This is a genomic window from Hamadaea flava (assembly GCF_024172085.1).
Classification (GTDB): Bacteria; Actinomycetota; Actinomycetes; order Mycobacteriales; family Micromonosporaceae; genus Hamadaea; species Hamadaea flava.
Window position 1 is genome coordinate 90,690 of the sequence record NZ_JAMZDZ010000001.1, and the last position, 23,211, is coordinate 113,900.

General features: G+C 71.1%; 23 protein-coding genes and 2 pseudogenes. 16 read left to right on the plus strand and 9 right to left on the minus strand.

What is annotated here, in order from left to right; translation table 11 throughout:
- The first annotated feature begins 80 nt into the window (after positions 1 to 80).
- The 3 genes from HDA40_RS00415 to HDA40_RS00425 all read left to right on the plus strand — a co-directional run bounded on the left by HDA40_RS00415 (position 81) and on the right by HDA40_RS00425 (position 5,810).
- Complete coding sequence (locus HDA40_RS00415; protein ID WP_253749953.1) at positions 81 to 1,268, plus strand: RNA ligase RtcB family protein; 1,188 nt, start codon at positions 81 to 83, stop codon at positions 1,266 to 1,268.
- Complete coding sequence (gene prfH / locus HDA40_RS00420) at positions 1,265 to 1,906, plus strand: peptide chain release factor H (protein ID WP_253749956.1); 642 nt, start codon at positions 1,265 to 1,267, stop codon at positions 1,904 to 1,906. The genes HDA40_RS00415 and prfH overlap by 4 nt, the downstream gene beginning before the upstream one ends.
- Before the next feature lie 190 nt (positions 1,907 to 2,096).
- Positions 2,097 to 5,810 carry a S8 family peptidase gene (locus HDA40_RS00425; protein WP_253749959.1) on the plus strand — a complete coding sequence of 1,238 codons (3,714 nt, stop codon included), beginning with the start codon at positions 2,097 to 2,099 and terminating at the stop codon, positions 5,808 to 5,810.
- Positions 5,811 to 5,873: 63 nt separating this feature from the next.
- On the opposite strand, the gene pseI is transcribed toward HDA40_RS00425, so the two are convergent.
- Positions 5,874 to 6,932 (minus strand): pseudaminic acid synthase, encoded by a 1,059-nt coding sequence (gene pseI / locus HDA40_RS00430; protein WP_253749962.1) that lies wholly within the window; start codon positions 6,930 to 6,932, stop codon positions 5,874 to 5,876.
- Positions 6,933 to 7,003: 71 nt separating this feature from the next.
- Here pseI and HDA40_RS00435 point away from each other — a divergent pair, with 71 nt between their 5' ends.
- From HDA40_RS00435 to HDA40_RS00455, 5 genes are read left to right on the plus strand one after another with little or no spacing between them, the layout of a single operon-like run.
- On the plus strand, positions 7,004 to 7,927 hold the full coding sequence (locus HDA40_RS00435) for a LysR family transcriptional regulator (RefSeq protein ID WP_253749965.1): 924 nt from the start codon (positions 7,004 to 7,006) through the stop codon (positions 7,925 to 7,927).
- A gap of 44 nt (positions 7,928 to 7,971) precedes the next feature.
- Positions 7,972 to 8,436, plus strand: coding sequence for a hypothetical protein (locus HDA40_RS00440; protein WP_253749966.1), 465 nt, complete (start codon positions 7,972 to 7,974; stop codon positions 8,434 to 8,436).
- Positions 8,433 to 8,720, plus strand: a complete 288-nt coding sequence (locus tag HDA40_RS00445) for a transcriptional regulator (RefSeq protein ID WP_253749969.1) — start codon at positions 8,433 to 8,435, stop codon at positions 8,718 to 8,720. The genes HDA40_RS00440 and HDA40_RS00445 overlap by 4 nt, the downstream gene beginning before the upstream one ends.
- A gap of 60 nt (positions 8,721 to 8,780) precedes the next feature.
- The gene (locus HDA40_RS00450) at positions 8,781 to 9,179 is read left to right on the plus strand and encodes a VOC family protein (protein WP_253749971.1); all 399 of its coding nucleotides are present in this window, start codon (positions 8,781 to 8,783) and stop codon (positions 9,177 to 9,179) included.
- 22 nt (positions 9,180 to 9,201) lie between these two features.
- Complete coding sequence (locus tag HDA40_RS00455) at positions 9,202 to 9,759, plus strand: dihydrofolate reductase family protein (protein ID WP_253749973.1); 558 nt, start codon at positions 9,202 to 9,204, stop codon at positions 9,757 to 9,759.
- Between the two features lie 234 nt (positions 9,760 to 9,993).
- On the opposite strand, the gene HDA40_RS00460 is transcribed toward HDA40_RS00455, so the two are convergent.
- The gene (locus tag HDA40_RS00460) at positions 9,994 to 10,608 is read right to left on the minus strand and encodes a TetR/AcrR family transcriptional regulator (RefSeq protein WP_253749975.1); all 615 of its coding nucleotides are present in this window, start codon (positions 10,606 to 10,608) and stop codon (positions 9,994 to 9,996) included.
- A 71-nt stretch (positions 10,609 to 10,679) separates the two neighbouring features.
- Between HDA40_RS00460 and HDA40_RS00465 the strand changes: the two genes are divergently transcribed.
- The 3 genes from HDA40_RS00465 (at position 10,680) to HDA40_RS00475 (ending at position 13,458) form a co-directional block, all read left to right on the plus strand.
- Positions 10,680 to 11,423 carry an MBL fold metallo-hydrolase gene (locus tag HDA40_RS00465; protein WP_253749977.1) on the plus strand — a complete coding sequence of 248 codons (744 nt, stop codon included), beginning with the start codon at positions 10,680 to 10,682 and terminating at the stop codon, positions 11,421 to 11,423.
- 73 nt (positions 11,424 to 11,496) lie between these two features.
- Complete coding sequence (locus HDA40_RS00470; RefSeq protein WP_253749979.1) at positions 11,497 to 12,432, plus strand: beta-ketoacyl-ACP synthase III; 936 nt, start codon at positions 11,497 to 11,499, stop codon at positions 12,430 to 12,432.
- Between the two features lie 192 nt (positions 12,433 to 12,624).
- The gene (locus HDA40_RS00475; protein WP_253749981.1) at positions 12,625 to 13,458 is read left to right on the plus strand and encodes an alpha/beta fold hydrolase; all 834 of its coding nucleotides are present in this window, start codon (positions 12,625 to 12,627) and stop codon (positions 13,456 to 13,458) included.
- Here HDA40_RS00475 and HDA40_RS00480 read toward each other — a convergent pair.
- Together HDA40_RS00480 and HDA40_RS00485 are read right to left on the minus strand one after the other, a co-directional pair.
- On the minus strand, positions 13,453 to 14,103 hold the full coding sequence (locus HDA40_RS00480) for a response regulator (protein ID WP_253749983.1): 651 nt from the start codon (positions 14,101 to 14,103) through the stop codon (positions 13,453 to 13,455). The two genes, HDA40_RS00475 and HDA40_RS00480, sit on opposite strands and share 6 nt — an antisense overlap.
- Before the next feature lie 37 nt (positions 14,104 to 14,140).
- On the minus strand, positions 14,141 to 15,289 hold the full coding sequence (locus tag HDA40_RS00485) for a sensor histidine kinase (protein WP_253749985.1): 1,149 nt from the start codon (positions 15,287 to 15,289) through the stop codon (positions 14,141 to 14,143).
- 120 nt (positions 15,290 to 15,409) lie between these two features.
- On the opposite strand from HDA40_RS00485, the pseudogene HDA40_RS00490 reads away from it, so the two are divergent.
- Both HDA40_RS00490 and HDA40_RS00495 read left to right on the plus strand, forming a co-directional pair.
- A pseudogene (locus HDA40_RS00490) lies at positions 15,410 to 16,072 on the plus strand (ABC transporter ATP-binding protein); the annotation flags it as partial.
- A gap of 50 nt (positions 16,073 to 16,122) precedes the next feature.
- Positions 16,123 to 17,154 (plus strand): ABC-2 membrane transporter-related protein, encoded by a 1,032-nt coding sequence (locus HDA40_RS00495; RefSeq protein WP_253749988.1) that lies wholly within the window; start codon positions 16,123 to 16,125, stop codon positions 17,152 to 17,154.
- 66 nt (positions 17,155 to 17,220) lie between these two features.
- On the opposite strand, the gene HDA40_RS00500 is transcribed toward HDA40_RS00495, so the two are convergent.
- Positions 17,221 to 17,397 (minus strand): hypothetical protein, encoded by a 177-nt coding sequence (locus tag HDA40_RS00500; protein ID WP_253749990.1) that lies wholly within the window; start codon positions 17,395 to 17,397, stop codon positions 17,221 to 17,223.
- A gap of 126 nt (positions 17,398 to 17,523) precedes the next feature.
- Here HDA40_RS00500 and HDA40_RS00505 point away from each other — a divergent pair, with 126 nt between their 5' ends.
- Both HDA40_RS00505 and HDA40_RS00510 read left to right on the plus strand, forming a co-directional pair.
- Positions 17,524 to 18,417, plus strand: a complete 894-nt coding sequence (locus HDA40_RS00505) for an SDR family NAD(P)-dependent oxidoreductase (protein ID WP_253749993.1) — start codon at positions 17,524 to 17,526, stop codon at positions 18,415 to 18,417.
- Positions 18,418 to 18,427: 10 nt separating this feature from the next.
- Positions 18,428 to 18,901 carry a MerR family transcriptional regulator gene (locus HDA40_RS00510; RefSeq protein ID WP_253749996.1) on the plus strand — a complete coding sequence of 158 codons (474 nt, stop codon included), beginning with the start codon at positions 18,428 to 18,430 and terminating at the stop codon, positions 18,899 to 18,901.
- Between the two features lie 4 nt (positions 18,902 to 18,905).
- Here the strand turns inward: HDA40_RS00510 and HDA40_RS00515 are convergent, their stop codons facing one another.
- Positions 18,906 to 19,931 carry a fatty acid desaturase family protein gene (locus tag HDA40_RS00515; protein WP_253749999.1) on the minus strand — a complete coding sequence of 342 codons (1,026 nt, stop codon included), beginning with the start codon at positions 19,929 to 19,931 and terminating at the stop codon, positions 18,906 to 18,908.
- 219 nt (positions 19,932 to 20,150) lie between these two features.
- The gene (locus HDA40_RS00520) at positions 20,151 to 20,453 is read right to left on the minus strand and encodes a hypothetical protein (RefSeq protein WP_253750002.1); all 303 of its coding nucleotides are present in this window, start codon (positions 20,451 to 20,453) and stop codon (positions 20,151 to 20,153) included.
- A 91-nt stretch (positions 20,454 to 20,544) separates the two neighbouring features.
- Here HDA40_RS00520 and HDA40_RS00525 point away from each other — a divergent pair.
- A pseudogene (locus tag HDA40_RS00525) lies at positions 20,545 to 20,826 on the plus strand (ester cyclase); the annotation flags it as partial.
- Between the two features lie 77 nt (positions 20,827 to 20,903).
- On the opposite strand, the gene HDA40_RS00530 reads toward HDA40_RS00525, so the two are convergent.
- On the minus strand, positions 20,904 to 22,562 hold the full coding sequence (locus HDA40_RS00530; protein ID WP_253750005.1) for a serine/threonine-protein kinase: 1,659 nt from the start codon (positions 22,560 to 22,562) through the stop codon (positions 20,904 to 20,906).
- Positions 22,559 to 23,203 carry a LuxR C-terminal-related transcriptional regulator gene (locus HDA40_RS00535; protein ID WP_253750007.1) on the minus strand — a complete coding sequence of 215 codons (645 nt, stop codon included), beginning with the start codon at positions 23,201 to 23,203 and terminating at the stop codon, positions 22,559 to 22,561. The genes HDA40_RS00530 and HDA40_RS00535 overlap by 4 nt, the downstream gene beginning before the upstream one ends.
- Positions 23,204 to 23,211 lie beyond the last annotated feature (8 nt).

Consider the following 23,211-nt stretch of genomic DNA (forward strand, 5'->3'; position numbering starts at 1 on the left):
GATCCTCATGGCATGACGTACTGACGCGCACCCTCCCGGTTTCTCGAATCCGTCTCCCGTTGCGAAGTGAGCGTCTCTCCTTGTCTCAGCCCTCTGCGGCCGTCACCGAGTCCGGTACGGCCAGCGTCACCGTGTTCGCCGCCCCCACCAGCTGGATCGAGTCCGACGCGGTCGACCAGTGCCACCAGGTCGCGGCGCTGCCCGGCATGATCCATGTCGCGGGCCTGCCCGACCTGCACCCCGGCAAGGGCGCGCCGATCGGCGCGGCCATGTCGTCGTCGGTGCTCTATCCGCTGCTCGTCGGGTCCGACATCGGATGCGGCATCGCCGTCTTCCCCATCCGCCTCAAGCGGGTCGTGCCCGAGAAGCTCGCCGCCCGGTTCCCGGACCTCGACGTGCCGCTCGACCCCGAGGCCGACGCCGACGACCCGGCCTGGTCGGTGGTCGACGGCGACACTGCCGCGGCGATTCCGGCCGGGCATCGTGACAGCCTGGCGACCGTCGGCCGGGGCAACCACTTCGTCGAGCTGGCCCGGGTCGGCCCGGTGCTCGCCGCCGCGCACGCCGAGCGTCTCGGGCTGGCCGAGCACGACCTCGTCCTCATCGTCCACAGCGGATCGCGCGGGTTCGGCGAGCGGATCCTGCGCGAGCACACGGAGGTTCACGGGGCCGGTCCGGCCGCCGACCCGGCGGCCTACCTCGCCGCGCACGACGATGCCGTTCGATGGGGATCGCTCAATCGGCGGCTCATGGCGGCGCGGGTGGCGTACGCCCTGGGCGCGGAACCGCTGCCGCCGATCGTCGACGAATGCCACAACCTCGTCGAGGTACGCGACGGCGCCTACCTGCACCGCAAGGGAGCTGCCCGGGGCGACGGGCGCGACGTGCTGATCGCCGGCACCCGGGGTACGCCGTCCTACCTGGTCGCCACGCACGCCGGCCCGGAAGCCAACTACTCCGTCGCGCACGGGGCCGGGCGCAAGATGTCCCGCGCCGACGCGCTGCGGCGTGGCCGGGCCAAGCACACCGTCGAGGAGTTGCGGCGTACGCCGGTCGGCTCGGTGGTCGTCTGCGGTGAACGGCAGCTGCTGTTCGAGGAGGCGCCGACCGCGTACAAGCGGATCGAGCAGGTGATCGGCGACCTGGTCGAGCATCGGCTCGCGACGCCGATCGCCACGACGATTCCCCTCGTCACGTACAAGACCGCCGATGTGGGCAGCGCCGACCAGGATGCCCGGCGCGACCGGCGGAAGCGGGGACGGCGGTGAGCGTACACCTGCTGTTGTCGGCTGGACGTGGGCCGCAGGAATGCGCGTGGGCCGTGGCGATGCTGGCCCGGCGGCTTGAAGCCGACGCCGGGCGACGCGGGGTGACCACGCGCCGGGTCGAGAGCGTGCCCGGGGAACGGCCCGGCACGCTGCTGTCGGTGCTCGTGGCGATCGACGGGGCAGTCGATGGGGCAGTCGACGGCGATCATGATCCGGCCGCCGCCGAGACGTTCGCCGCGAGCTGGACGGGCACGCTGTGCTGGCAGGCGCCGAGTCCTTACCGGACGGTCGGGCGCAAGAACTGGTACGTCACCGCGCAGCCCTGCCAGGTCGACGCCGAGCGGATCGGGTTCGCCGAGTCCGACGTCGAGATCGTGGCCTGCCGCACCGGCGGACCCGGCGGCCAGCATCGCAACAAGGCCAGCACCGCGGTACGCGCGACGCACCGGCCTACGGGGATGGTCGTCGTGGTGGACACCGAACGGCAGTTCGCGCTGAACCGGAGGATCGCGTTGCAGTTGCTCCGGACGCGGATCGAGGACCGCGACACGGCGGCCGGGCGGGAACTGGTCGCGGACCGCTGGAAGATCCACGACGAGCTGGTCCGGGGTAACCCGACGCGGGTCGAACGCCCCTAGCTCGTCCACAGTAGATGATTGGCGGTTTTGCGTCATTGCGCAAAGCCGCCAGCCGGAAACGTATCCGGGGGAAACCCCCCGCTGTCAGGATCCCTAGCCAGGATCTGCGCACGCGGAAGGAAACCCCCACATGCATGTCCATTCCAGACGGGCGCGCGTCGCACGCATAGCCGCTGCCGCCACCCTGACCATGTCCGTCCTCGCCGTGCCGGAGCGCACGACGGCAGCGGAGAGCCACCCGCTCGTCGGCTCGACCGCCGCTACGACCGCCGCGACCGCGGGCCGGGAGATCACCCTGATCACCGGCGACCGCGCCCTGCTGACCACCGACGCCCAAGGCCACCCGTCGGCCACCCTGTTGCCGGGACCGGCGACCGAACAGGACGGCTACGTCACGCGCCAGTTCCGTGGCGACCTGTACGTCATCCCTGCGCAGGCCATGCCGCTGATCAGCCAGGGGCGGCTCGACGAGGAACTGTTCAACGTCACGGCGCTGGCCCGCCAGGGCTACGACGACGCGACCACCGACGACCTTCCGCTGCTCGCGACGTACGCGGGACAGGTCGCCCGGAGCCGCACGGCCCCGGCGGCGCTCGACGGCACCAGCGTCACCGCCACGCTGCCCGTCGCCGACGCCGTCGCGTTGACGGCCGACAAGGAGAAGACCGCCGAACTATGGCGTGACCTGACCGACGACGACGGCCCGGTGATCGGCAAGCTGTGGCTGGACGGCAAGGTCACCGCCGACCTGGCCGAGAGCAACGCGCAGATCCACTCCCCGCAGGCGTGGGCGGCCGGGTTCGACGGAACGGGCGTGACCGTCGCCGTGCTCGACACCGGGTACGACGCGACCCACCCGGACCTGGCCGGGCAGGTCGTCGGCTCGAAGAACTTCACCACCGACAGCGGCGGAGCCGTCGACCGGCACGGCCACGGCACCCACGTCGCCTCCACCATCGCCGGCACCGGCGCGGCCTCGGGCGGAGCCGAGAAGGGCGTCGCCCCGGGCGCGAAACTGCTCGTCGGCAAGGTGCTCAACTACTCCGGCAGCGGCCAGGACTCGTGGATCATCGCCGGCATGCAGTGGGCGGTCGACTCCGGTGCGGACGTCATCAGCATGAGCCTCGGCGGCAACGTCGGCACCGACTGCACCGACCCGATCGGGGTGGCCGCGCAGCAGCTCGCCCAACAGTCGAAGTCGCTGTTCGTCATCGCCGCGGGCAACACCGGCAAGCTCCAGACCATCAGCGCGCCGGCCTGCGCCGCCGACGTGCTCACCGTCGGCGCGGCCGACTCGGCCGGCAAGACGGCGTACTTCTCCAGCCGTGGCCCGGTCACCGGGCAGCACACGGTCAAGCCGGAGATCGCGGCGCCCGGCGTCGACATCGTCGCGGCGGCGCTCGGCACCGGCGGCTACACCGCCATGTCCGGCACGTCGATGGCCACCCCGCACGTCGCAGGCGTCGCGGCCCTGCTCAAGCAGCGGCACCCCGACTGGACCGCCCAGCAGCGCAAGACCGCGCTGGTCTCGGCGGCCACGCCCAGCCCCGACTCCCAGGTGTACGCACAAGGCACCGGCGTCGTGGACGCGTACCGGTCGCTGACCGCGACCGTGTTCGGCCCGGGGACGGCGTACGCCGGATCGTTCAGCTGGCCGCACGGGCACCAGCAGTCGTCCACCACGACGGTGACGCTGACCAACACCGGCGCCGAGGCGGTCGCCTTCGACCTGTCGATCGTCGGCGCGACCGGCGAAGACGGTACGCCGCTGAAGAACCGGACGTTCACCCCCGGACTCTCGAAGATCACCGTCCCGGCGCACGGAACGGCCGAGGTGCCTGTCGTCTTCGACCCGGCCAAGAACCAGACCGCCGCCGCGTACGGCGACATCGGCGCCCGCCTGGTCGCCACCGCCGCCGACGGCAGCACCGTGACCACGGCCATCGGGGCGTACGTGGAACCGCACATCGTCACCGTGCAGCTGCACGTCGTCGACCGGCGCGGACTCGCCCCCGCCTCGCCGTCCTTCGTGGACGTCGTCGACGCCGACCGGCTCACCGCCCAGCGCTTCACGGTGTTCGGCACCGATCCGGTGCTGCGGCTGCGGGACGGCGACTACTCGATCACCGGTGTCATCGCGAGCCGGGACGAAGGCACCACCGACGCGAACGGACTCGTCAAGTCGCTGACCTTCGTCGGCGACCCGGATTTGCGGGTCAACACCGACGACGTCGACCGGACGCTGACCCTCGACGCCCGCGACGCGGTGAAGCAGCGGGTCCAGGGAGAACGGCCGCTGGAGGCGCAGTCGACCGCGATGGAGTACGTCCGGGACTGGGACGGCGTCTACCTGGCCGCCGGCCTGGTGGGCGGCACCTCGATCGACGACGTCTACGTGCAGCGAACCGACGCGGTCACCGACGGAGCGTTCACCCTCGGCACCTTCTACCGCATGTACGCGCCGGAGCTGAGCCTGCGCACCACGAGCGGCATGTCACTCGCCCCGGAGTACGTCCAGCCGCCGACCTTCGGGCCGCTGCTGCCGGTGAAGTTCGACGGGTCCGGTCAGGCCGACCTGGTCGCGGCGGGCAAGGGCACGGCCGCCGAGCTGGCAGCGGCGGGCGTCGGCGGCAAGCTGGCGTTCGTCGTCGGCGCGGCCAACCTGGCGACGGTGATGAACGCGGCTGGCGCGGCGGGCGCGAAGGGCGTCGTCTTCGGGCAGGCCGCGGCCGGCCGATGGACCGGGATCTCCAGCGCTGCGACCACCATCCCGGGCGTCACCCTCAGCGGGGCCGACACGGCCGCGGTGCAGAGCGCGCTGTCCGCCGGTCCGGTCACGCTGTCCTGGGACGGGGTCGCCGCCAGCCCGTACGTCTACAACCTGGCCTTCACCGACACCAAGAAGACGTATCCGGACGCCCCGAAGCAGGTCCACGACCGGGACCTCGGCCGGGTCGACGAGCGATTCTTCGCCCAGCGTACGGATCGGCCGCTGCTGGACTTCGCGATCGCGGCCTGGGACGGCTTCCCGGTGACGATCGCGTCGGCCTACCTGAAGATCGGCGCGCCGCTGACGCGGACGGCATACTTCACGGCGGGCCGGCAGTGGCAGTCGCTGGTCGGCGGGTCTGGCTTCTATTCCGAGACCATGGTGGACAAGCCGCGGGTCTACACGGCCGGCTCCGTGCGGTCGACCGACTGGTACCGGGGCCCGGTCCGTTCCACCGGCACGCGACGGGCGGACTACTCGCCCGAGCACATCGGTGAACGGCAAGAGGGCCTGATCGGCATGGCGATGCTGCCCTGGGGCGACAGCGACCCCGACCACTGGAGCCAAGGCGGCTCCTTCGGTGACATCGGCAACGCCGAACTGCTGCGCGACGGCGTCAGCCTGGGCACGTCGGCCTGGCCGTCGGGTCTCTGGGACGTGCCGGACAGCGACGGCGCGTACGAGCTGCGCGTCATGACGGCCCGGTTCAGCACCAACCAGGCGTGGTATCCGGGCTGGAACATGTACCGCAGCACGCAGACGGCGTTCCGGTTCCACTCGGCGCGCCCGTCCGACGCGGGCCTGTACGCGTTGCCGCTGCTCGTCCCGACCTACGACATCCCCGCCGACCAGCGCAGCCTGACCCCGGCGACCGCCGGATTCCAGCTGGGCTTCGGCGCGACCGGGCAGCGCGACTACGACGCTGGCACCATCGTCGCCGCGCGGGCCTGGGTCTCGTTCGACGACGGAACTACCTGGGTCGAAGCGCCGGTGACCCGATCAGGTAACGGATTCACCGCGACCGTCGACCAGTCGGCCGCGGCGGGCAAGTACGTGTCGCTGCGGGTCGACCTGACCGATGAGCACGGCAACGGCGTCCAGCAGACCATCGTGCGGGCGTACGGCGTGCAGTGATCGCGGAATGAGGGACGCCGGGGCGGATGCGCCCCGGCGTCCTTGCGTTCACGCGTGGCCGGCTCAGATCAGTTCCCAGCTGAGCGGGGTGCCTTTGGCGGCGTCGCGGGTGAAGGTGCGGCCGAGGACCTTGTCGATCTCGATCGGGGGCAGGCCGTTGGCGGGCCGGATCGAGCGGACGTTGGCCGGGGTGACCGGGTCGCCGGCTGTGACGTCTTCGACGACGTAGAGGGAGCGGCGGAAGCGCAATCCTTCCTTCTCCGACTCGGTCGGGCCGATGTGTGTGGAGCCCAGGGCGAGCCAGGCGCGTTCGGATTCGTCGACCAGGGCGCGCATCTCGGCCGGGGTCATGGAGAACGCCGAGTCGACGCCGCCGTCTTCGCGGGCCAGGGTGATGTGCTTTTCGATCACGGTCGCGCCGAACGCGACGCTGGCGATGGGTACGCCGATGCCCAGGGTGTGGTCGGACAGGCCGACCTGGACGTCGAAGGTCTCGGCCAGGATCGGGATGCGGCGCAGGTTGGAGTCCTGCGGCGGCGACGGGTACGAGGCGGTGCAGGCCAGCAGCACGATCTGGGTCGCGCCCGCACCACGGGCGGTGTCCAGGGCATGGGCGATGTCGGCGACGCTGGCCATGCCGGTGGAGATGATCAAAGGTTTGCCGGTCTGCGCGGCGAGCCGGATCAGCGGCAGGTCGACCAGCTCCGACGAGGCGATCTTGTACGCCGGCGCGCCCAACGATTCGAGCAGCTCGATCGCGGTGGGGTCGAACGGGGCGGAGAACACGGTCAGCCCGTGCGACGCGGCCCGGTCGAAGATCGGCTTGTGCCACTCGAACGGCGTGTGCGCCTTCTGGAACAGCTGGTAGAGCGACTCCCCGCCCCACAGGTCGTGCCCGGCCGAGATCCGGAACTCCGGCGTGTCCACGTCGATGGTGATCGTGTCCGGGGTGTAGGTCTGCAACTTCAACGCGTGCGCGCCGGACTCGGCGACCGCGTCGACGATCTGCAACGCCCGGTCCAGGGAACCGTTGTGGTTGCCCGACATCTCGGCGATGATGAACGGCCGATGCCCCGGCCCGACCTGCTGGTCACCGATCCTGATCGTGTTCTTGTCCGTCATGAGAAGAAGTCTGGTGCGTACGCCGTGGGGCGGTCCAAGACATGGGGACGCGGCAGTGACAGGATCTGGTTATGAATCCAGGTCAGGAGGGGTCCGCCGCGGACGACATCGACCTGCGGCTGCTGCGGTACTTCCTCGTCCTCGCCGAGGAGCTGCACTTCACCCGGGCGGCTCAGCGGCTGTTCGTCTCCCAGCCCGCGTTGAGCAATCAGATCCGTCGCCTGGAGCGGTACGCCGGAAGCACCCTGTTCGACCGGACCACCCGGGGCGTCGAGCTTACCGACGCGGGCCGGTCCTTCCGCCCGTACGCCGAACGTGCCGTCGCCGCGCTGCGGGCGGGGTTGGCCGCGATGGGGGACGACCTGGCGATCCGAGTCGACGTGCTGGACGCCGAGCTGGCCACCCCGCGAGCCGTGCTCAGCCGCCTGCGCCGGGCACAGCCGCAGGCCCGGGTGGTCGTCGGTGCGGAGGGCAGCGTCAGTCAACGTCGCCGGATCCTCGCCGGCGACCTGGACGCCGGGTTCTGCGGGCTCGGCGCGGTGACGCCCGATCTCGCGTACGCGGTGGTGCGGCACGAGCCGGTCGACCTCATCCTGCCGGCCGGGCATCGGCTGGCGCGTCGCCGTCGTGTCCCGTTCGCCGACCTCGCGGGGGAGAGCTTCTACCTGCCGAACGAGGGGCTGGCGCCGGAATGGAACGCCTTCGTGGCCGACGCCTGCCATCGGGCCGGCTTCGAACCCGTCCGGTACGCGGTGAGCACGGCCACCGCGACGGCAGCGCTGGACCTGGTCGCCGAGGGCGTCTGCGTGACGTTGAGTCTGCGCTCGACGCCGCATCCGGCGGGCACCGTGCGGCGCCGCCTCGATCCCGAGCTGAGCGGGGAGCGCGCGTACGCCTGGGTGCTGGTGTGGCATCCGGATCGTGCGGACGCCGAAGCCGTGCGGCTGATCCGGCAGGCCGTGGCGCTGACCAGGCGCGAGGAGGAGTGGACGTAAGTTTCACTTGCCAAGGTGGAAAGTTATCCCCTAAGCTTTCCGGTATGGAAAGTATTGACGTCGCCGCTCAGTTGCAAGCCGTCGAGCGCGGCGAGGCTGCCCCCTACATCAGCTACCCGCCGACCCCTTGGTGGTACGCCCCGGCCATCGGCGCCTGGGCCGCCGCGTTCATCGGCGTCTTCACCTGGTGGCGGGAGAACACGGCGCTGTTCACCTCGTTCCTGGTGCTGCTGATCGTGGTCGAGGGACTCTTCCTGCGCTGGATGCAGCAGCGGCACGGCGCGCTGCCGATGCCGGGCCGGGGCCGCCCGCCGGCCGAGATCGCCGTCGTGTGGCGCGGCTACTTCGCCGGCGTCCTCGTCGTCGCCGCGCTCGTCGGGCTGGTGTGGTGGCTCGCCGGGCTCGGCTTCGCCGCCGCGGCGGCCTTCGTCCTCGTCACCGCCGGATTGGCGCTCTACGAGGCCAAGTACGCCGTCGCCGCGGAACGAGTGAAGGCGCGCCTGCGGTGATCGAGGGCCTGGATCCGGTGATCCACGTGCCGAAGCGGCTGGCGGCGATGGCGATGCTGGCCAACGCCGCCACCGTCTCCTTCCGGTTCCTGCGGGAGCAGTTGGAGATCAGCGAATCGGACCTGTCCAAGCAGATGTCCGCGCTGGAGGCGGCCGGATATGTGAAGGCGACCAAGGACGGGCACGGCCGCGGCGCCACCACCACGTACGCCATGACGAAGCTAGGCCAGCGGGCGTACCAGGGGCACTGCGCCGCGCTGCGGAAACTCATCGGCCAGCCGTAACCCGGGCAGGTCGGGCCGCCGTGCCCCGGGCTTGTCGTAGTGGGCGGTTAAGGTGCCGGAATGGCGACCAAGGTGATCTTCCGCACGGTCAACCTCGACTGCTCCGACGCCCACGCGATGGCCCGGTTCTACGGCGGACTGCTCGGCTGGGAGCCGACCGACGTCGAGCCGGACTGGGTGCTGATGCGCGATCCGGGTGGGGCGACCGGTCTGTCGTTTCAGCAGACCCCGGACTTCATCCCGCCCGTCTGGCCCGAGGAACTCGGACGCCAGCAGAAGATGATCCACCTCGACCTGAAGGTGGAGCCCGGCGAGGGCCAGGACGAGCAGGCAGCGCTGGCCGACGCGGTCGCGCTGGCGCTCTCACTCGGCGGGAAGCTCCCCGAGCCGCAGGGGCGCGACGATCTGCGGGTGGTCCTCGACCCGTCCGGGCACCCGCTCTGCCTGTTCCTGGTGTGATCACTCGACGATGGGGGAGCAGATGACCGACTTCGCAGCGCAGACCGCGACCGGCAAAGTGCTCTGGCACTTCACGATGTCGCTGGACGGCTTCGTGGCCGGGCCGGAACATGAGATGGACTGGCTGGCCGGGATCACCGCCCGGCCCGGTCTGATCGACGAGTACGTCCGGACCACCGGTGCGATCCTCGGCGGCCGGGACGGGTGGGACGTGATCAAGGGCGCCCGGCCCTACGGCGGGGACTGGGACGGGCCGATCTTCGTGCTCACCCACCACCCTGAGGACGCCACTCCGGCCGACGGGGTCACCTTCCTCAGCTGCGATGTCGCCGAGGCGGCGCGGATCGCCCTCGAAGCGGCCGACGGAAAGAACCTCGAGGTCTTCTCGCCGACGATCGGGCGGCAGCTGCTGGAACTCGGCCTCATCGACGAGATCGACCTGCACATCGCGCCGGTCCTGCTCGGTGCGGGCAAACGGCTCTACGACAACCCGGGCGGGCCGGCGATCCGGCTGGAACGCATCGGCGACGGCGAACCTCGCGCGGTCGTCAACGTGCGCTACCGGCCGATCACGGACTGACCTCGCCCAGCCGGCCGGCGTGTGATTGGGGGCCTTGCGGTGCCGACCGCCGTCCGGTTCAGAGTTCAATGGCGTCGGCCGAGTGCCTGGCAGTGTCGGCGGGAATCCGATCAAGATCATGTGCCGAACGCGCCGAGCCGCCGCGGGGCCGAGAACGCACCGAACCGCCGCCCCGGCCGCGTCGCGCCGAGAAGGCGCCGACCGGCCGCCGGGTGGAAACGGTGGGCGACTGTCCTATGCCGACAGGCGGAGATGGGCGGCGAGGAGCGCGTCGACGAGCTGCTCGATCGGCGGCCACGGTACGCCCGCCCGGTCCTGACGCAGCAGCACCATCCCGTGCAGTGCGGCCCAGAGGCACAGCGTCGTCACAGAGCCGCCGGAGGCAGCCGAGCCAGGCGAGACAGCGGGAATATCGGCGGGCTGCTCACCGGTGCAGGCGCGTACGGCGGCATCGAATGTAGACAAGGCACCCAGTCGTGCTCCGGGGTCGACAGCCTGAACGGGTTCGGTGAACATCACGCGGTACTGCCGGGGCCGTCGCTCGGCGAATCGGCAGTAGGCCAGGCACATCGCCCGTAGCCGGGCGGTGGGCGTACGCCCGGTGGCGGCGGCCAGCTCGTCGGCCAGCTCGGCGAACCGCGTCTCGCAGACCGCGCCGAGCAGCCGGCCTTTGTCCGGGAAGTGCAGATAGAGGCTCTGCGGGGCGATGCCGGCCCGGCGGGCGACCGCGCGCAACGACGGGCCGTCGTCGGCCGGCTCTTCTTCCAGCAGGGCGGCAGCCGCCGCGACCAATTCGTCTCGCAGGCGGTCGCCTTCGCCTCGGCGGTTGCGTACGCGGGGGGTGGTCACGATTGACAACATTAGCAGACAAGCGTCTACTGAAATCCGTCAGCAGACACATGTCTACTTACGGAGCGCCTGTGACCACTACCCTGCACCGTGTCGTCCACGCGAGCGTGCTGCTCGACTTCGCCGGCGCACGCATCCTCACCGACCCGTGGTTCGCCGAACGGCCCGGCTACCGCCACGGCGAGCCGACGGCGTACGCGAGCGGCGCTGATCTGCCCGAACTGGCCGGGGTGGTCATCAGTCACGGCCATCACGATCACTGCGACGTCGCCGGGTTGGCGGCGTACCGGGACAAGGCGGTCCCGATCGCGACGATCGCGGGCGTCGGGAGGCGGCTGCGGGCGGCCGGGTTCACCAACGTCGTCGAGCTGGCCCCGTGGCAGACCGTCGACTTCGGACCGGTACGCGTCACCGCCACCCCCGCGCGGCACGGCGTACCGGAGTCGACCTTCGTGCTGACCGGCGACGGCCACTCGGTCTTCTTCGGGGCCGACACGCTCCGCATCCCCGAACTGGACGAGGTCGCCCGGCGGTTCGACCTCGATCTGGCGCTGCTGCCGATCAACGGTCTGCGTATCCGTCCGTTCAACCGGCAGGTCGTCATGGACGCCGAGCAGGCGGCCGAGCTGACCCGAGCTTTGCGCCCCCGGTACGCCGTCCCGATCCATTACGCGTTCACGGCGGGCCCGGTCGGCGATCGGTTGTTCGTCCGGCACGAGCGGCTGCGGCCGGACCGTTTCGCGGACGCCGTCGCGGCTCTCGCGCCGGAGACGGCGGTACGCGTCCTGGAGACCGGCGTGCTTCTCACCCTCTGAACGCTGCGTAGACAGTGTCTATCGGGGTGTGGTAGACAGCGTCTACGGCATCCGATCATGGAAGGTGACGGCGATGCGTGGTTCTCGAGTCGTCTCAGCGGGCCATTTCCAGCCCGAGAAGGTCGTCACGAACGACGACCTCGCGCAGCTCGTCGACACCAATGACGAATGGATCCGCAGCCGCGTCGGCATCGCCGAACGCCGCATCGGCGGCCCGGACGAACCGCTCGACCTGCTGGCCGCCGAGGCCGCGGCCGACGCGTTGCGGCAGGGCGGCATCGACCCGGCCGAGGTCGACCTGGTGATCGTGGCGACCTGCACGGCGATCGACCGCAGCCCCAACATCGCCGCCCGGGTAGCCCGCCGGCTCGGCCTGGGCTCGCCCGCGGTGATGGATGTCAACGTGGCCTGCTCCGGATTCGGCCACGCGTTGGCCACCGCCGACGCGCTCATCCGGGTCGGCTCGGCGTCGACCGCCGTCGTGATCGGGGCGGAGCGGCTGTCCGACTTCACCGACTGGACCGACCGGACGACGTGTGTGCTGATCGGCGACGGGGCGGGCGCGGTCGTGCTCACGGCGAGCGATGAGCCCGCGGTCAGCCCGGTCGTCTGGGGATCGTTCCCGGAGATGGGCGACGCCGTCGTCATCGAGGGCGACCAGAAGTTCACCCAGGCCGGGCAGAAGGTCTACCGCTGGGCCACCACGACGCTGCCCGGCATCGCCCACCAGATCTGCGCGGCCGCCGGCATCACCCCGGAAGACCTCGGTGGCATCGTCCTGCACCAGGCCAACCTGCGCATCATCGAACCCGTCGCGCAGAAGATCGGCGCGCCCAAGGCGATCGTCGCCCGGGACGTCACCGAGTCGGGCAACACCTCGGCCGCGAGCATTCCGATCGCGCTGTCCAAACTGTTGCGGCGCGGTGAGATCGCCTCGGGCGAACCGGTGCTGCTGCTCGGCTTCGGCGGCGGGCTGGCGTACGCGGGCCAAGTGATCCGCTGGCCGTGAATCCGCTTGCCCGGGATCCGCGGCCCGTGATCCAGCAGCCGGGGACGTCTGCTACCGTCGCGGGGACGTGACCGACCGAGGGAGGTGAGACCCATTACCGCAGTAGCAGGCCGGGTGCTCCCTCCCCATCACGGCTGAACGGTTCCGGGACCGAACCGTCGGAGCGCCCACGTGGCATCCGAAGGGAACCCCATGAACACCTATCTCACGCACGACGGTGCTGAACTCCACTACGAGCGGTTGGGCTCCGCCGACGGTGAGCCGATCGTCGTCCTCGCCGGCGGCGCGGCCGCTCATCCGTCCTACTTGGACGACTTGGCCGGGCTGTCCGGCGTACGCCCACTGGTGGTCCCGCAGCTGCGCGGGGTCGGCGACTCGCCGTTGCCCGCCGATCCCGAGGTCGCGTCGTTCTGGCGGCAGGCCGAGGACGTCGACCGCCTCCGGCGGCATCTCGGGCTCGATCGCGTCGTCCTGCTCGGTCACTCGGCCGGTACGCGGCTGGCGATCAGCTATGCGGCCCAGTTCCCGGCGTACGTGGGCGGCCTCGTGCTGGTCACGCCGCCGACCGGGTACCTGATCCCGGGCGGGCCCGGGGTCGATCGCGTTACCGACGCCCGGCACGGCGAACCCGCCTTCGACGCCGCGTACGCGGCCTGGCAGACCGGACCCGAGCAGCTGGACGACGACGGGCTCAACGAGTGGTACGGCCGCATCGCGCCGATGTCGTACGCGACGTGGGGCCCGGCCGAGCAGGCGCATTCCCAGAAGTTCCGCTACCGGTTCGCCGCGAACCGGGCGTACTTCAGCGTCGACCCACCGGACGACCTCGCCGCCCGGCTGCGAGCCGTCGAGGTTCCGGTGCTGGTCGTCGCGGGCGCGCAGGACACCAGCGTCGGCGTCGGCCCGGCGACCGAGCTGGCCCGGTTGTTCCCGGCCGGGGAGATCGCCGTGCTCGACGGCAGCGGTCACTTCCCCTGGTTCGAACAGCCCGCCGCGTTCCGCTCCGCGGTAGCTGCGTTCCTATGAGACCAGCCTGGTCTGCCACGCCCACGCGGCGATCTCGACGCGGTTGCGTACGCCGAGCTTGGTCTGGATGCCCGACACGTGGCTCTTCACCGTGCTCAGCGAGATGAACAACTCGGCGGCGATCTCCTGATTGGTCAGTCCACGGGCGATCGCCCGGACGACGTCCAGCTCCCGGTCGGACAGCTTGCGCCACGGCTTGACCGGGTCGACCGCCGTCGACGTGGTGATGTGCCGCAACAGCCGCACGGTGATCGACGGTGAGATGAGAGAGTCGCCGGCGTGGGCGGCGCGGACGGCCTCGGCCAGCAGCGCCGGCCCGGAGTCCTTCAGCAGGAACCCGGCCGCGCCGTCCCGCAGCGCACCGTAGACGTATTCGTCGAGGTCGAACGTGGTGACCACGACGACCCGCAGCGGCGCCGTGACGCCGGGCCCAGCCAGGGCCCGGGTCACGGCCAGCCCGTCCAGCCGGGGCATCCGGATGTCGACCAGGCAGACGTCCGGCCGCAGCCGCCGCGCCTGCTCGATCGCGTCGACGCCGTCGGCCGCCTCGCCGACGACGGTGATGTCCGGCTGGTCGGACAGGATCAGCCGCAGCCCACTGCGGACCATCGCCTGGTCGTCGGCGATCAGGACGCTGATGGTCACGCCGCACCCCCGGGCGCGAAGCGAACGACGCTGATGGTCATGCCGCACCACCTGAGCCCGGGAGGACCGCGCGGACGAGCCAGCCGCGCGGTCCGGGCCCAGCGTCGAGCGTCCCGCCGAGCGCCTCGACCCGTTCGCGCATGCCGAGCAGCCCGTGTCCGTCCCCCGTGGACGAAGAACCGGGGCGCCTGGGGTCCCCGTCGTCGGCGACCTCCACCGTGACCACTCCGGGGGACTCGGCGAGGCCGACCGTGACGTGCCGAGCCGACGGCGCGTGCCGGGCCACGTTCGTCAGCGACTCCTGCACGATGCGATAGACGGTCGCGGCCAGCTCGGGCGGCCAGTCCGCGCCGGAGGCGAAGCCGGGTGGCGTACGCAGGTCGACGGCCGGGCCGGGGAACCGCCGCACCAGGTCGGCCAGGCTCTCGGGCTGGGGCGTGGTCGGCGGGGCGTCGCCGGAGTCGCGCAGTACGCCGACGACCCGCCGTGTCGCGGTGAGCGCCTCGGCCGCGGCCGTTTCGATCTGGTCCAGCGCCCCGGTGACCTCGGCCGGCCGCGTACGCGCGACGATCCGGGCCGCCTGGGCCTGCACCACGATCCCCGTCAGGTGGTGGGCGGCGACGTCATGCAGCTCGCGGGCCAGCGCCACCCGCTCGTCTCGGCGTACGCGCTCGGCGGCGAACCGGCGGCGCAGGTCGACCAGTCGCAGCAGCAATCCGGCGGCCACCGCGCCGAACCAGCCGGCCGTGGCGAACGCCGTGATCACGTCGGACGAGGACGCCGGGGCGAGCAGGTGACTGCCGACCACGATCACCGCGTAGCCGATGGTCAGGCCGACCCCCCACCCGGTGGACAGCCGCCGGATCGCCGAGCCCACGAGCACCGACAACGCCAGGATCATCGCCGGGCCCGGCTCGCGGGGGAGTTCGGCGGCCGACGCGATCGGCACCGCGATGGCCGCCACGCCCAGCGCGCCCAATGCGGCGGCCGAGCCGGGTAGCCGGTCGCGGACCAGGGCGAACACCGCCGTCGCGGCGCCTGCCGAGATGTCGAACAGAGCCGCCCGGCCGCCCCAGGTGATCGAGACGGCGAGCGCCACGCCGGCCAGGACGACGGCGAACGTGGCGGCCAGTGCCGCGTTCGCGGCGGAGACGAGGCGTCGCTCGAACTGCTCCCAGGTAGTCACGCGGCCACGCTACCCAGCCGGTGAGCTGCGCCGTCACCGCCGAAAGTAGGGTTCGCCGCTGGGCGTACCCCTTCTTCGGGCCGATGCGCGCGGATCCGGCGGGGGCCGACGCTGGGCCGCATGTCAACGCAAGCATTGTGGGCCACGGCCCTCACCAAACGGTACGGCCGGCGCACCGCGCTGGCCGATTGTCACCTGGCCGTGCCGCCGGGCCGGATCGTGGGCCTGGTGGGCCCGAACGGCGCGGGCAAGTCCACGTTGTTGCAGCTCATCTGCGGTCTGATCGAACCGAGCAGTGGCGAGCTGACGGTGCTCGGCCGCCGGCCGGGCGCGGATCCGGCGGCCATCGGCTTCGTCGCGCAGGACACGCCGGTCTATGCGGGCCTCACCGTCGCCGAGCACCTGAAGATGGGCGAGCGATTGAATCCGCGGTGGGACGCGGCTCTGGCCCGGCGGCGGATCGAGCAGCTCGGGCTGCAACCGGGCCAGCGCGCCGGGCGGTTGTCCGGCGGTCAGCGCGCGCAGCTCGCGCTCACCGTGGCGGTGGCCAAACGGCCCGACCTGCTGGTTCTCGACGAACCGGCGGCGGCGCTGGATCCGTTGGCCCGCAACGCGTTCATGACCAGTCTCGTGGAGTTCGTCGCCGACCTCGGCGCGAGCGCCGTGCTGTCCTCCCACTTGATGTCCGATGTAGAGCGAGCCTGCGACTACCTGGTGTTGTTGCGCGACGGCCAGGTTCAGCTCGCGGGTGACGTCCACGACATCCTCGCCCGCCACGGCCGCGGTCCCGGCCACCTCGAAGAGATCGCGCTCGGCTACATGGGAGGGTCCCGATGATCTGGCTCAGCTGGCGGCAATTCCGGACCTCCGCGCTGGCCGGGCTGATCGCCCTGGTCGCGTCCGCGCTTCCGCTTCTCCTTTTAGGAGTACGCCTGAGGCAGTCCCGTCGTTCGTACCTCGCGTCCTGTGTAGACGCGGCCGGTTGTGCCGACGCGCTGCGGCAGTTCGCCGCCGAGCACCAGAACACGCTGCTGTTCATCGACGCGGGAGTGTTGCTGGTGCCCGCCCTGATCGGCATGTTCTGGGGCGCGCCGCTGATCGCCCGGGAGTTCGAGGCGGGCACTCATCGTCTGGTGTGGAGTCAGAGCATCCGGCGGCAGCGGTGGCTCACGCGCAAGCTGTTGGTCGTCGCGTCGGCCGTCGTCGTCACGGCGTCCCTGCTGAGCCTGGCGTTGAGCTGGGCGGCGAGCCCGGTCGACACGGCGGCGGGGGACCGGTTCACCACGATCGTCTTCGGCGCTCGGCACCTCGTGCCGGTGGCGTACGCGGTCTTCGGGTTCGCGGCCGGAGCGGTCCTCGGGCTGCTGATCCGGCGCACCGTGCCCGCGATGGCGTTGACCGGGCTGCTCGTGATCGTCCTGCAGTTCGTACTGGCCAACACCGTACGCCCGCACCTGATGCCGCCGCGGACGGAGACGCGGGCGATGACTGTGTCCGCTATCAACGAATTGCGAGGATTGGGAGGTCTGACCAATCGACCCTCGGTACGCGGCCTGACCGTGCCGGACGCGTGGGTCACGTCGGTCACCGATCTGCGTACGCCCGACGGCGAGACGCTCGATCCGGGAGTCTTCGGCGACTGCATCGCGCCTGGCCGGCCTGCTGGTTCGTCGGGCGGGTCCGGCAGCGGCGGCACCTTCGGCGCGGCGGCGGACTGTCTGGCGGCGCACGACCTGCACGTCGACGTGGAGTACCAGCCGAACCGGCGGTACTGGCCGTTCCAGCTCCTGGAATCGGCGCTTCTGCTAGGGCTGGCCGTGCTCGCGGCCGGATTCGGCTGGTGGCGGCTCGGCCGCCGGGCCTGATCTGCCAGGCCGCTTCGGGGTGCGGCTCTCTTCGGGTGGCGCTGGGTCGCTTCGGGTGGCGCCGGGTCAGGTGAGGCCGACCTGGTGCCGCCCGGCGCAGTCCTGGTCCGTGTGGTTCAGAGTGTGACAAGGCGACATGAAGTCTCCGGCGTCGGAGACCTCCGCGAAGTCACGGGGTCGCTGGTCAGCGGATTCGTTCCGGGGTAGGTCGGCGACGACGGTCTGGCCAGGCTCGGTGATCATGGCCTGTCCATACCCAATTGCGCGGTTCGGTAACCGTGCAAGATCGAATTCCGGGGGTGGGCGTGGTCACATCCGGGCGGTTCGGGGTTTGCGTTCGAGCGCGCTCGAAGCCATAGCGTCGCCGCCATGACACAGACGCAGTCCCAGCCGAAGACACAGCCGCAGAGCTTGACCTGGATCATCACTGGAGCTTCCCGGGGCTTCGGCCGGGCGCTCACCGAGAAGGCGCTGGCGAGCGGGGACATCGTCGTTGCGGCGGTGCGACGGCCCGAGAGCCTGGCCGACCTGGCGGCGAAGTATCCGGACACCTGCCTGGTCACGGCGTACGACGCGCGGGACGTCACCGCCGCCGCCGGACTCGTCCGGCAGACCGTCGAGCGGTTCGACCGGATCGACGTGCTAGTCAACAACGCCGGCCGGGCGGTCGTCGGCGCGGTCGAGGAGGTCAGCGACGCCCAACTGCGCGAATTGATGGACCTGCACCTGTTCGGCCCGGCCGCGCTCGTCCGGGCGGCGCTGCCGGTGATGCGCGCTCAGGGATCAGGGTCCGTCGTCCAGATGAGCAGCCAGGGCGGCCGGACGTCGTTCCCCGGGGTGGCGGCGTACTCGGCGTCGAAGTTCGCGCTGGAAGGCTGGTCGGAGGCTCTGGCGGGGGAGGTCGCCCCGTTCGGCATCGGCGTCATGATCGTCGAGCCCAGCCGGTTCCGGACCGAGTTCAACGCCGGCGACACGCTCGAATTCGCCGGCTCCTCCGACGCGTACGCCCAGGTGCTCGAGGCCGTCCGTGCGGACATGGCCGGCGCCGACGGACGCCAGGAGGGCGACCCCGACCGAGCTGGCGAGATCATCGTCTCGCTGGTGCACGGCGGCTCGCTGCCGCTGCGGCTGCCGCTGGGGCGGGAGGCGGTCGAGCGGATCTCCGGGGCGTACCGGCGGGGCCTGGCCGAGGTGGAACGCTGGGCGGACACCGCCCGCAGCGCCGACTTCGACGACGTGCCGCCGTCGTCACGCCCGGTCTAGGCTCGTGGGCATGGCTACGGAAGACCTGATGACGCGGGTGCTGGAGACCTTCGGTGAGGACGATCCGCTGTCGGTCGACGCCATCCACCGGCTCACCGGCCTGACGGAGATGCCCACGGCGATGGCGATCACCGAGGTCGCCGACCTGCTGGACATCTCCCCGCACACGTTGCGCTACTACGAGCGGGCGGGCCTGGTCGAGGTGGCCCGGGACGCCAACGGCTACCGCGTCTACGACGCGGACGCCGTGCGGCGGCTGGTCTTCCTGACCCGGATGCGGCTGTCGGGGATGCCCATGCGGGATCTGCAGCACTACATCGAGCTGGTCGACGCCGGACCGGACACGGTGCCCGAGCGGCTGGACATGCTGCTCGAGCACCGTGACATCATCCGCCGTCGGATCCGGGAGCTGACGCTGTCGCTGGCCGCGACCGAGTACAAGATCGCGACGTACGGCGGGGAGACCGGCCCGGAAGTGGTGTAGTGCGTCAGACGGTCCGCAGCGGACGCCCGACCTCGTGCAGGTGGTGCAGCGCGATCGAGTACGACCGGAACAGTCCGCACTCCTCGTAGGGCACCCCGATCTCGGCGCAGAACCGGCGGACGATCGGCTTGGCACGCCGCAGGTTGGCCGACGGCATACTCGGGAACAAGTGGTGCTCGATCTGGTGGTTCAGCCCGCCGAGCACGACGTCCAGCACCGGGCCCCCGCTCACGTTCCGGGAGGTCAGCACCTGCTTGCGCAGGTAGTCGAGGTCGTCGGTCGCCATCGGCATGCCCTTGTGGTTCGGGGCGAAGGTGCAGCCGAGGTAGAGGCCGAAGGCGGCCTGGTGGATCGCGATGAACGCCAGGCCTTTGCCCAGCGGCAGCACGGTGAACACCGCGCCGAGGTACGCCGCGAAGTGGAGGGCGAACAGCATGGCCTCGGCCGCCCGGTGGCGCATGCCCCCCTTGCGCAGCGCCCGAGCCCCGGAGACGTGCAGGTTCAACCCTTCCAGCAACAGCAGCGGGAAGAACAGGTACGCCTGGAACCGCCCGACGAAGCGAGGCAGTCCCTTGGCCGCCCGCGCCTGGTCGGTGGACCAGATGAGGATGTCGGGGGAGACGTCGGGGTCGTGATCCTCGTGGTTGGGGTTGGCGTGGTGCCGGGTGTGCTTGTCCATCCACCAGCCGTAACTCATGCCGATGCCGAGATTGCCCGCCAGCAGCCCGGCGACCTCGCTCGCCCGGCGGCCGCTGAACACCTGGCGGTGCGCCAGATCGTGGGCGACCAGGGCGACCTGGGCGAACACGGCGGCGAGAGCGACGGCGACCAGCAGCTGAAGCCAGGAGTCGCCGATCAGGGCGAAGGCCGCCCAGGCTCCGGCGTACGCCGCGACCACCAGCCCGATGCGCAGGGTGTAGTAACCGGGTCGCCGATCCAGCAGACCGGCCCGTTTGACCCGGTCGGACAGGCGGGCGAAGTCGCTGCCGCGGAAGGTGGCCGGACGGGCGAGGGCCGTCGTATCAGTCATGATCCCAGCCTCGTGGTGCGGCGGGTCGTTCAGAATCCCGCTGACCCCCGAACCCGGGGTGGGGCTGCCCCCAGTCTGTTCCCTCGTGCTCGCATCAGCCGGGCAGGCCGGGCGGCTCGCACCCGGCCCGCCGCTGCGCTACTCAGACCGCGGCTTTGCCCGGCCGGCTGGTGAGTTCGGCGCGGACTTGGCCGCTCGGTTCGTGGCTCAGTTCGTGGCTCAGTTCGTTACGCAGGTCGTCTGGGCGATGTAGAGGCCGGGCTCGGACGTCTCCGTCAGAACGGCGACCGGGTGGGTCCCCTCGGCGCAGGTCGACACGTACTTCCAGTAGCGGTAGTAGGGGCTCCACTCGCAGGAGTAGACGTGCTGGTCGTGGCTGGCCGGGTACTGGCCGAACATGTACTTGCCGTCGGCCAGGCAGCCCCAATAGGTCTGGTCGGCGTGTGCCGGTGTGGCGGTCAGGGTGAGCCCGGACAGCGCGGTGACGACACCGACAGCCAGGGTGAGAACGCGACGTCGCATGGATGACCCTCCTCCAGATAGTTTAGGCGTTGACTAAACTATCTGGACGGTCGGCCGACTGTCCAGACTGGATTCACGTACACTTCCGCGCATGCCGCCCTCGGAGAGCCCGCGCGCCGTACGCGAGAAGACCGTCCTGGACCACTTCCGCGACGAGGTGCGGCAGGAGTGGGACGACGTGCTGTCGACGTTCCCGCACCCGCGCTACGAGCTGGTGCCGACGATGACCGTGCACGACGGCGACACCGCCGTCCGCGGCTACTACCACGACACCCGGGTCGCGTTTCCCGACCAGCACCACGAGATCATCGCGCTGCGGCACGCCGACGACGCCGTGATCGTCGAGTTCTGGCTCATGGGTACGCACCAGGGCGCGGGCTGCTGGCGATGTCGGGCGGCGAACCCGATCCGGCGCTCACCCGCTGATCACCCGCCACTGATCAATCGGCGCTATTCGGTGCAACGGGTGACGGAGACGCCGCGGTCCAGGCCCACCATGGCGATGACCAGGAAGCACTGCTGACCGATGCCCCGCGCGTACACGGTCGCCTCGGTCGCGCCGGCCGGGGCGGTCACCAGCGGTTGCCTTTGACCGTCCTGGACGCGTACGACGAGGAAGGTCGCCTCGCCGTCGGTGGCGTCGAACCACGTCACCACCACGGAGCCGCCCGTACGCCGGATGTCGATGATCGACGGGGCGATCTCGGGCTTGTTGAGGTTGCGGCTCGGCGACGGCTGCCTCGACACCGTCGGCGTCGGCGTGATCGTCGTGGACTTCGTCGGCTGCGTACTGGGCTGGGTCTTGGGTCGCGTACTCGGCTGTGTCGTGGGCTGAGTCGTCAGCGGTGTCGTCGGCTGGGACACCGGTACGATCAGGGTGAGCCACAGGCTCGTCACGCCGAGCGCCACCCCGACGAGGACTGTACCGGTCGCCGCCGCGACGGTCGCCCTACGCCCGACCGCTCGCGCCACCCGGATGCGGGCGCGGCGGATCACGGTTCCGGGTCGAATCTCGGCCCAAGATTCGACCGAGATCCGTGATCCAGCGCCAAAAGGGCCGGCGGCCGGGGTGGCGGCGGTGGGCGGGGCGGCGGGGGTGGCGGCTGCTGCGGCGGCGGCGACTAGGCGGCCCAGCGAGGTCGGCGACATGTCGCGTACTGGCTGCCGGACCGTGACCGCCTCCGGCGGAGCCGCCCCACCCATCGCCGGTTCAGCGAGGGACGCGAGTGCCGCAGGCGTTGCGGATGCAGGGGTGTGGGCCGAGGTGCGTTCGGATGAGGCGATGCGGCGCAGCTGGTCGCGGATCTCCAGCGCGGTGGCGTACCGGTCCTCGGCCGCCGGGCTCAGGCAGCGGTCGATCACCGCGCGCAGGTCGGCTGGCACGTCCGGCCGGGTCAGTGGACGCGGCGGCTCCTCGCGTACGCGGCGGACGTAGGCCAGGAACGTGTTGTCGTCGCCGGTGTGCGGCGGTTCGCCGTCGAGGAGCGTGAACAGCGTCGAGCCCAGCGCCCAGACGTCGTCGGCGACGGTGGGCGTACGCCCTTCGAGGACCTGGGGCGAGGCGTGCTGAACGGTGAACCAGTCCAGCGACTGGGTGTGCGGGGCGGCGTCGATCGGCCGGGCGATGCCGAAGTCGGCGACCACGTAGGAGGTGGGCAGGACGAGGATGTTCTGCGGTTTGACGTCCCGATGCAGGACGCCTTGGCTGTGGGCGAAGGCGAGCGCGTCGGCCACGACCGCCCCCGCTTCCAGGACGGTGCCGATCGGCAGCGGGCCGCGCGCGTGCAATTGGTCGTGCAGCGATCCGGCGTCGTAGAACTCCATCACGATGCACGGGCGGCCGTCGGAGGTGACCGCCGTGCCGAGGACCTGGACGATGTGCGGATGGCGGCGGCCGAGCCGCACGGTCAGCTCCACCTCGCGTTCGAACCGAGCCAGCGCGGCCGGATCGGTCAGCTGCAACGCTTTCAGCGCGACCGGCCGGTTCAGCGCCTCCTGGTACGCGCGGTAGACGACGCTGCCGGCGCTGCGGGCGACCTCGGTCAGCTCGCGATATCCGGGGACCTGCGGACCTGGCCGGTTCGGCACGGGTTCGCCCGCGGTCGTCATGTCCGCTGCTCCTCGTGCAGGATGCCCTTCTCGATGGCGAGCCGGGTCAGGTCGGGACGCCGGCGACGCCCGGTCTTCTGCCGGATGTGGTCCAGGTGCGACCGCACGGTGCGTACGCTGATCGCCAGCCGGTCGGCGATGTCCCGGTCCCGCTGCCCGGCCGCCAGCAACGCCAGCACCTGCCGTTCCCGTGTGGACAGTTCGACCGGCGGCTCGAACTGCCGCTGCCGGGCGTCGAGCAGGAACGCCGCCAGGCCCGGAGCGACATACCGGCGCCCCTGGGCGACCTGGCGGGCCGCCCGGCGTACCTCCTCGGCGTCGGCGTCCTTGGTCAGATAGCCGTCCGCCCCGGCTGCCAGCGCCGACAGCACGTCGGTGTGCCGGGACGACGCCGCGATCACCAGTACGCGAAACCCCATGCCCGTCACCGTGGTGACCGCCTCCGGCCCCCGCAGGCGCGGCAGTTGCAGATCGAGCGTCACCAGAGCGCCCGGCGGAACCCGGTAGGCGGCGAACTCCTCGACCGACCCGGCCGACACCCCGACCCGCAGGTCCGGACCGCCGTCGAGGACGCGTACGAGGGCCGCCCGGAACAGTGGATGGCCGTCGACCACGTGCGCCTCGAACTGCGCCTCCATCATCAAGCCCA

Coding starts and splice junctions, on each gene's coding strand:
- HDA40_RS00425 (WP_253749959.1), top strand. CDS start 2,097: ATGTCCGTCCTCGCCGTGCCGGAGCGCACGACGGCAGCGGAGAGCCAC.
- pseI (WP_253749962.1), bottom strand. CDS start 6,932: ATGACGGACAAGAACACGATCAGGATCGGTGACCAGCAGGTCGGGCCG.
- HDA40_RS00435 (WP_253749965.1), top strand. CDS start 7,004: ATGAATCCAGGTCAGGAGGGGTCCGCCGCGGACGACATCGACCTGCGG.
- HDA40_RS00440 (WP_253749966.1), top strand. CDS start 7,972: ATGGAAAGTATTGACGTCGCCGCTCAGTTGCAAGCCGTCGAGCGCGGC.
- HDA40_RS00450 (WP_253749971.1), top strand. CDS start 8,781: ATGGCGACCAAGGTGATCTTCCGCACGGTCAACCTCGACTGCTCCGAC.
- HDA40_RS00455 (WP_253749973.1), top strand. CDS start 9,202: ATGACCGACTTCGCAGCGCAGACCGCGACCGGCAAAGTGCTCTGGCAC.
- HDA40_RS00470 (WP_253749979.1), top strand. CDS start 11,497: ATGCGTGGTTCTCGAGTCGTCTCAGCGGGCCATTTCCAGCCCGAGAAG.
- HDA40_RS00475 (WP_253749981.1), top strand. CDS start 12,625: ATGAACACCTATCTCACGCACGACGGTGCTGAACTCCACTACGAGCGG.
- HDA40_RS00495 (WP_253749988.1), top strand. CDS start 16,123: ATGATCTGGCTCAGCTGGCGGCAATTCCGGACCTCCGCGCTGGCCGGG.
- HDA40_RS00500 (WP_253749990.1), bottom strand. CDS start 17,397: ATGATCACCGAGCCTGGCCAGACCGTCGTCGCCGACCTACCCCGGAAC.
- HDA40_RS00505 (WP_253749993.1), top strand. CDS start 17,524: ATGACACAGACGCAGTCCCAGCCGAAGACACAGCCGCAGAGCTTGACC.
- HDA40_RS00510 (WP_253749996.1), top strand. CDS start 18,428: ATGGCTACGGAAGACCTGATGACGCGGGTGCTGGAGACCTTCGGTGAG.
- HDA40_RS00515 (WP_253749999.1), bottom strand. CDS start 19,931: ATGACTGATACGACGGCCCTCGCCCGTCCGGCCACCTTCCGCGGCAGC.
- HDA40_RS00520 (WP_253750002.1), bottom strand. CDS start 20,453: ATGCGACGTCGCGTTCTCACCCTGGCTGTCGGTGTCGTCACCGCGCTG.
- HDA40_RS00530 (WP_253750005.1), bottom strand. CDS start 22,562: ATGACGACCGCGGGCGAACCCGTGCCGAACCGGCCAGGTCCGCAGGTC.
- HDA40_RS00535 (WP_253750007.1), bottom strand. CDS start 23,203: ATGATGGAGGCGCAGTTCGAGGCGCACGTGGTCGACGGCCATCCACTG.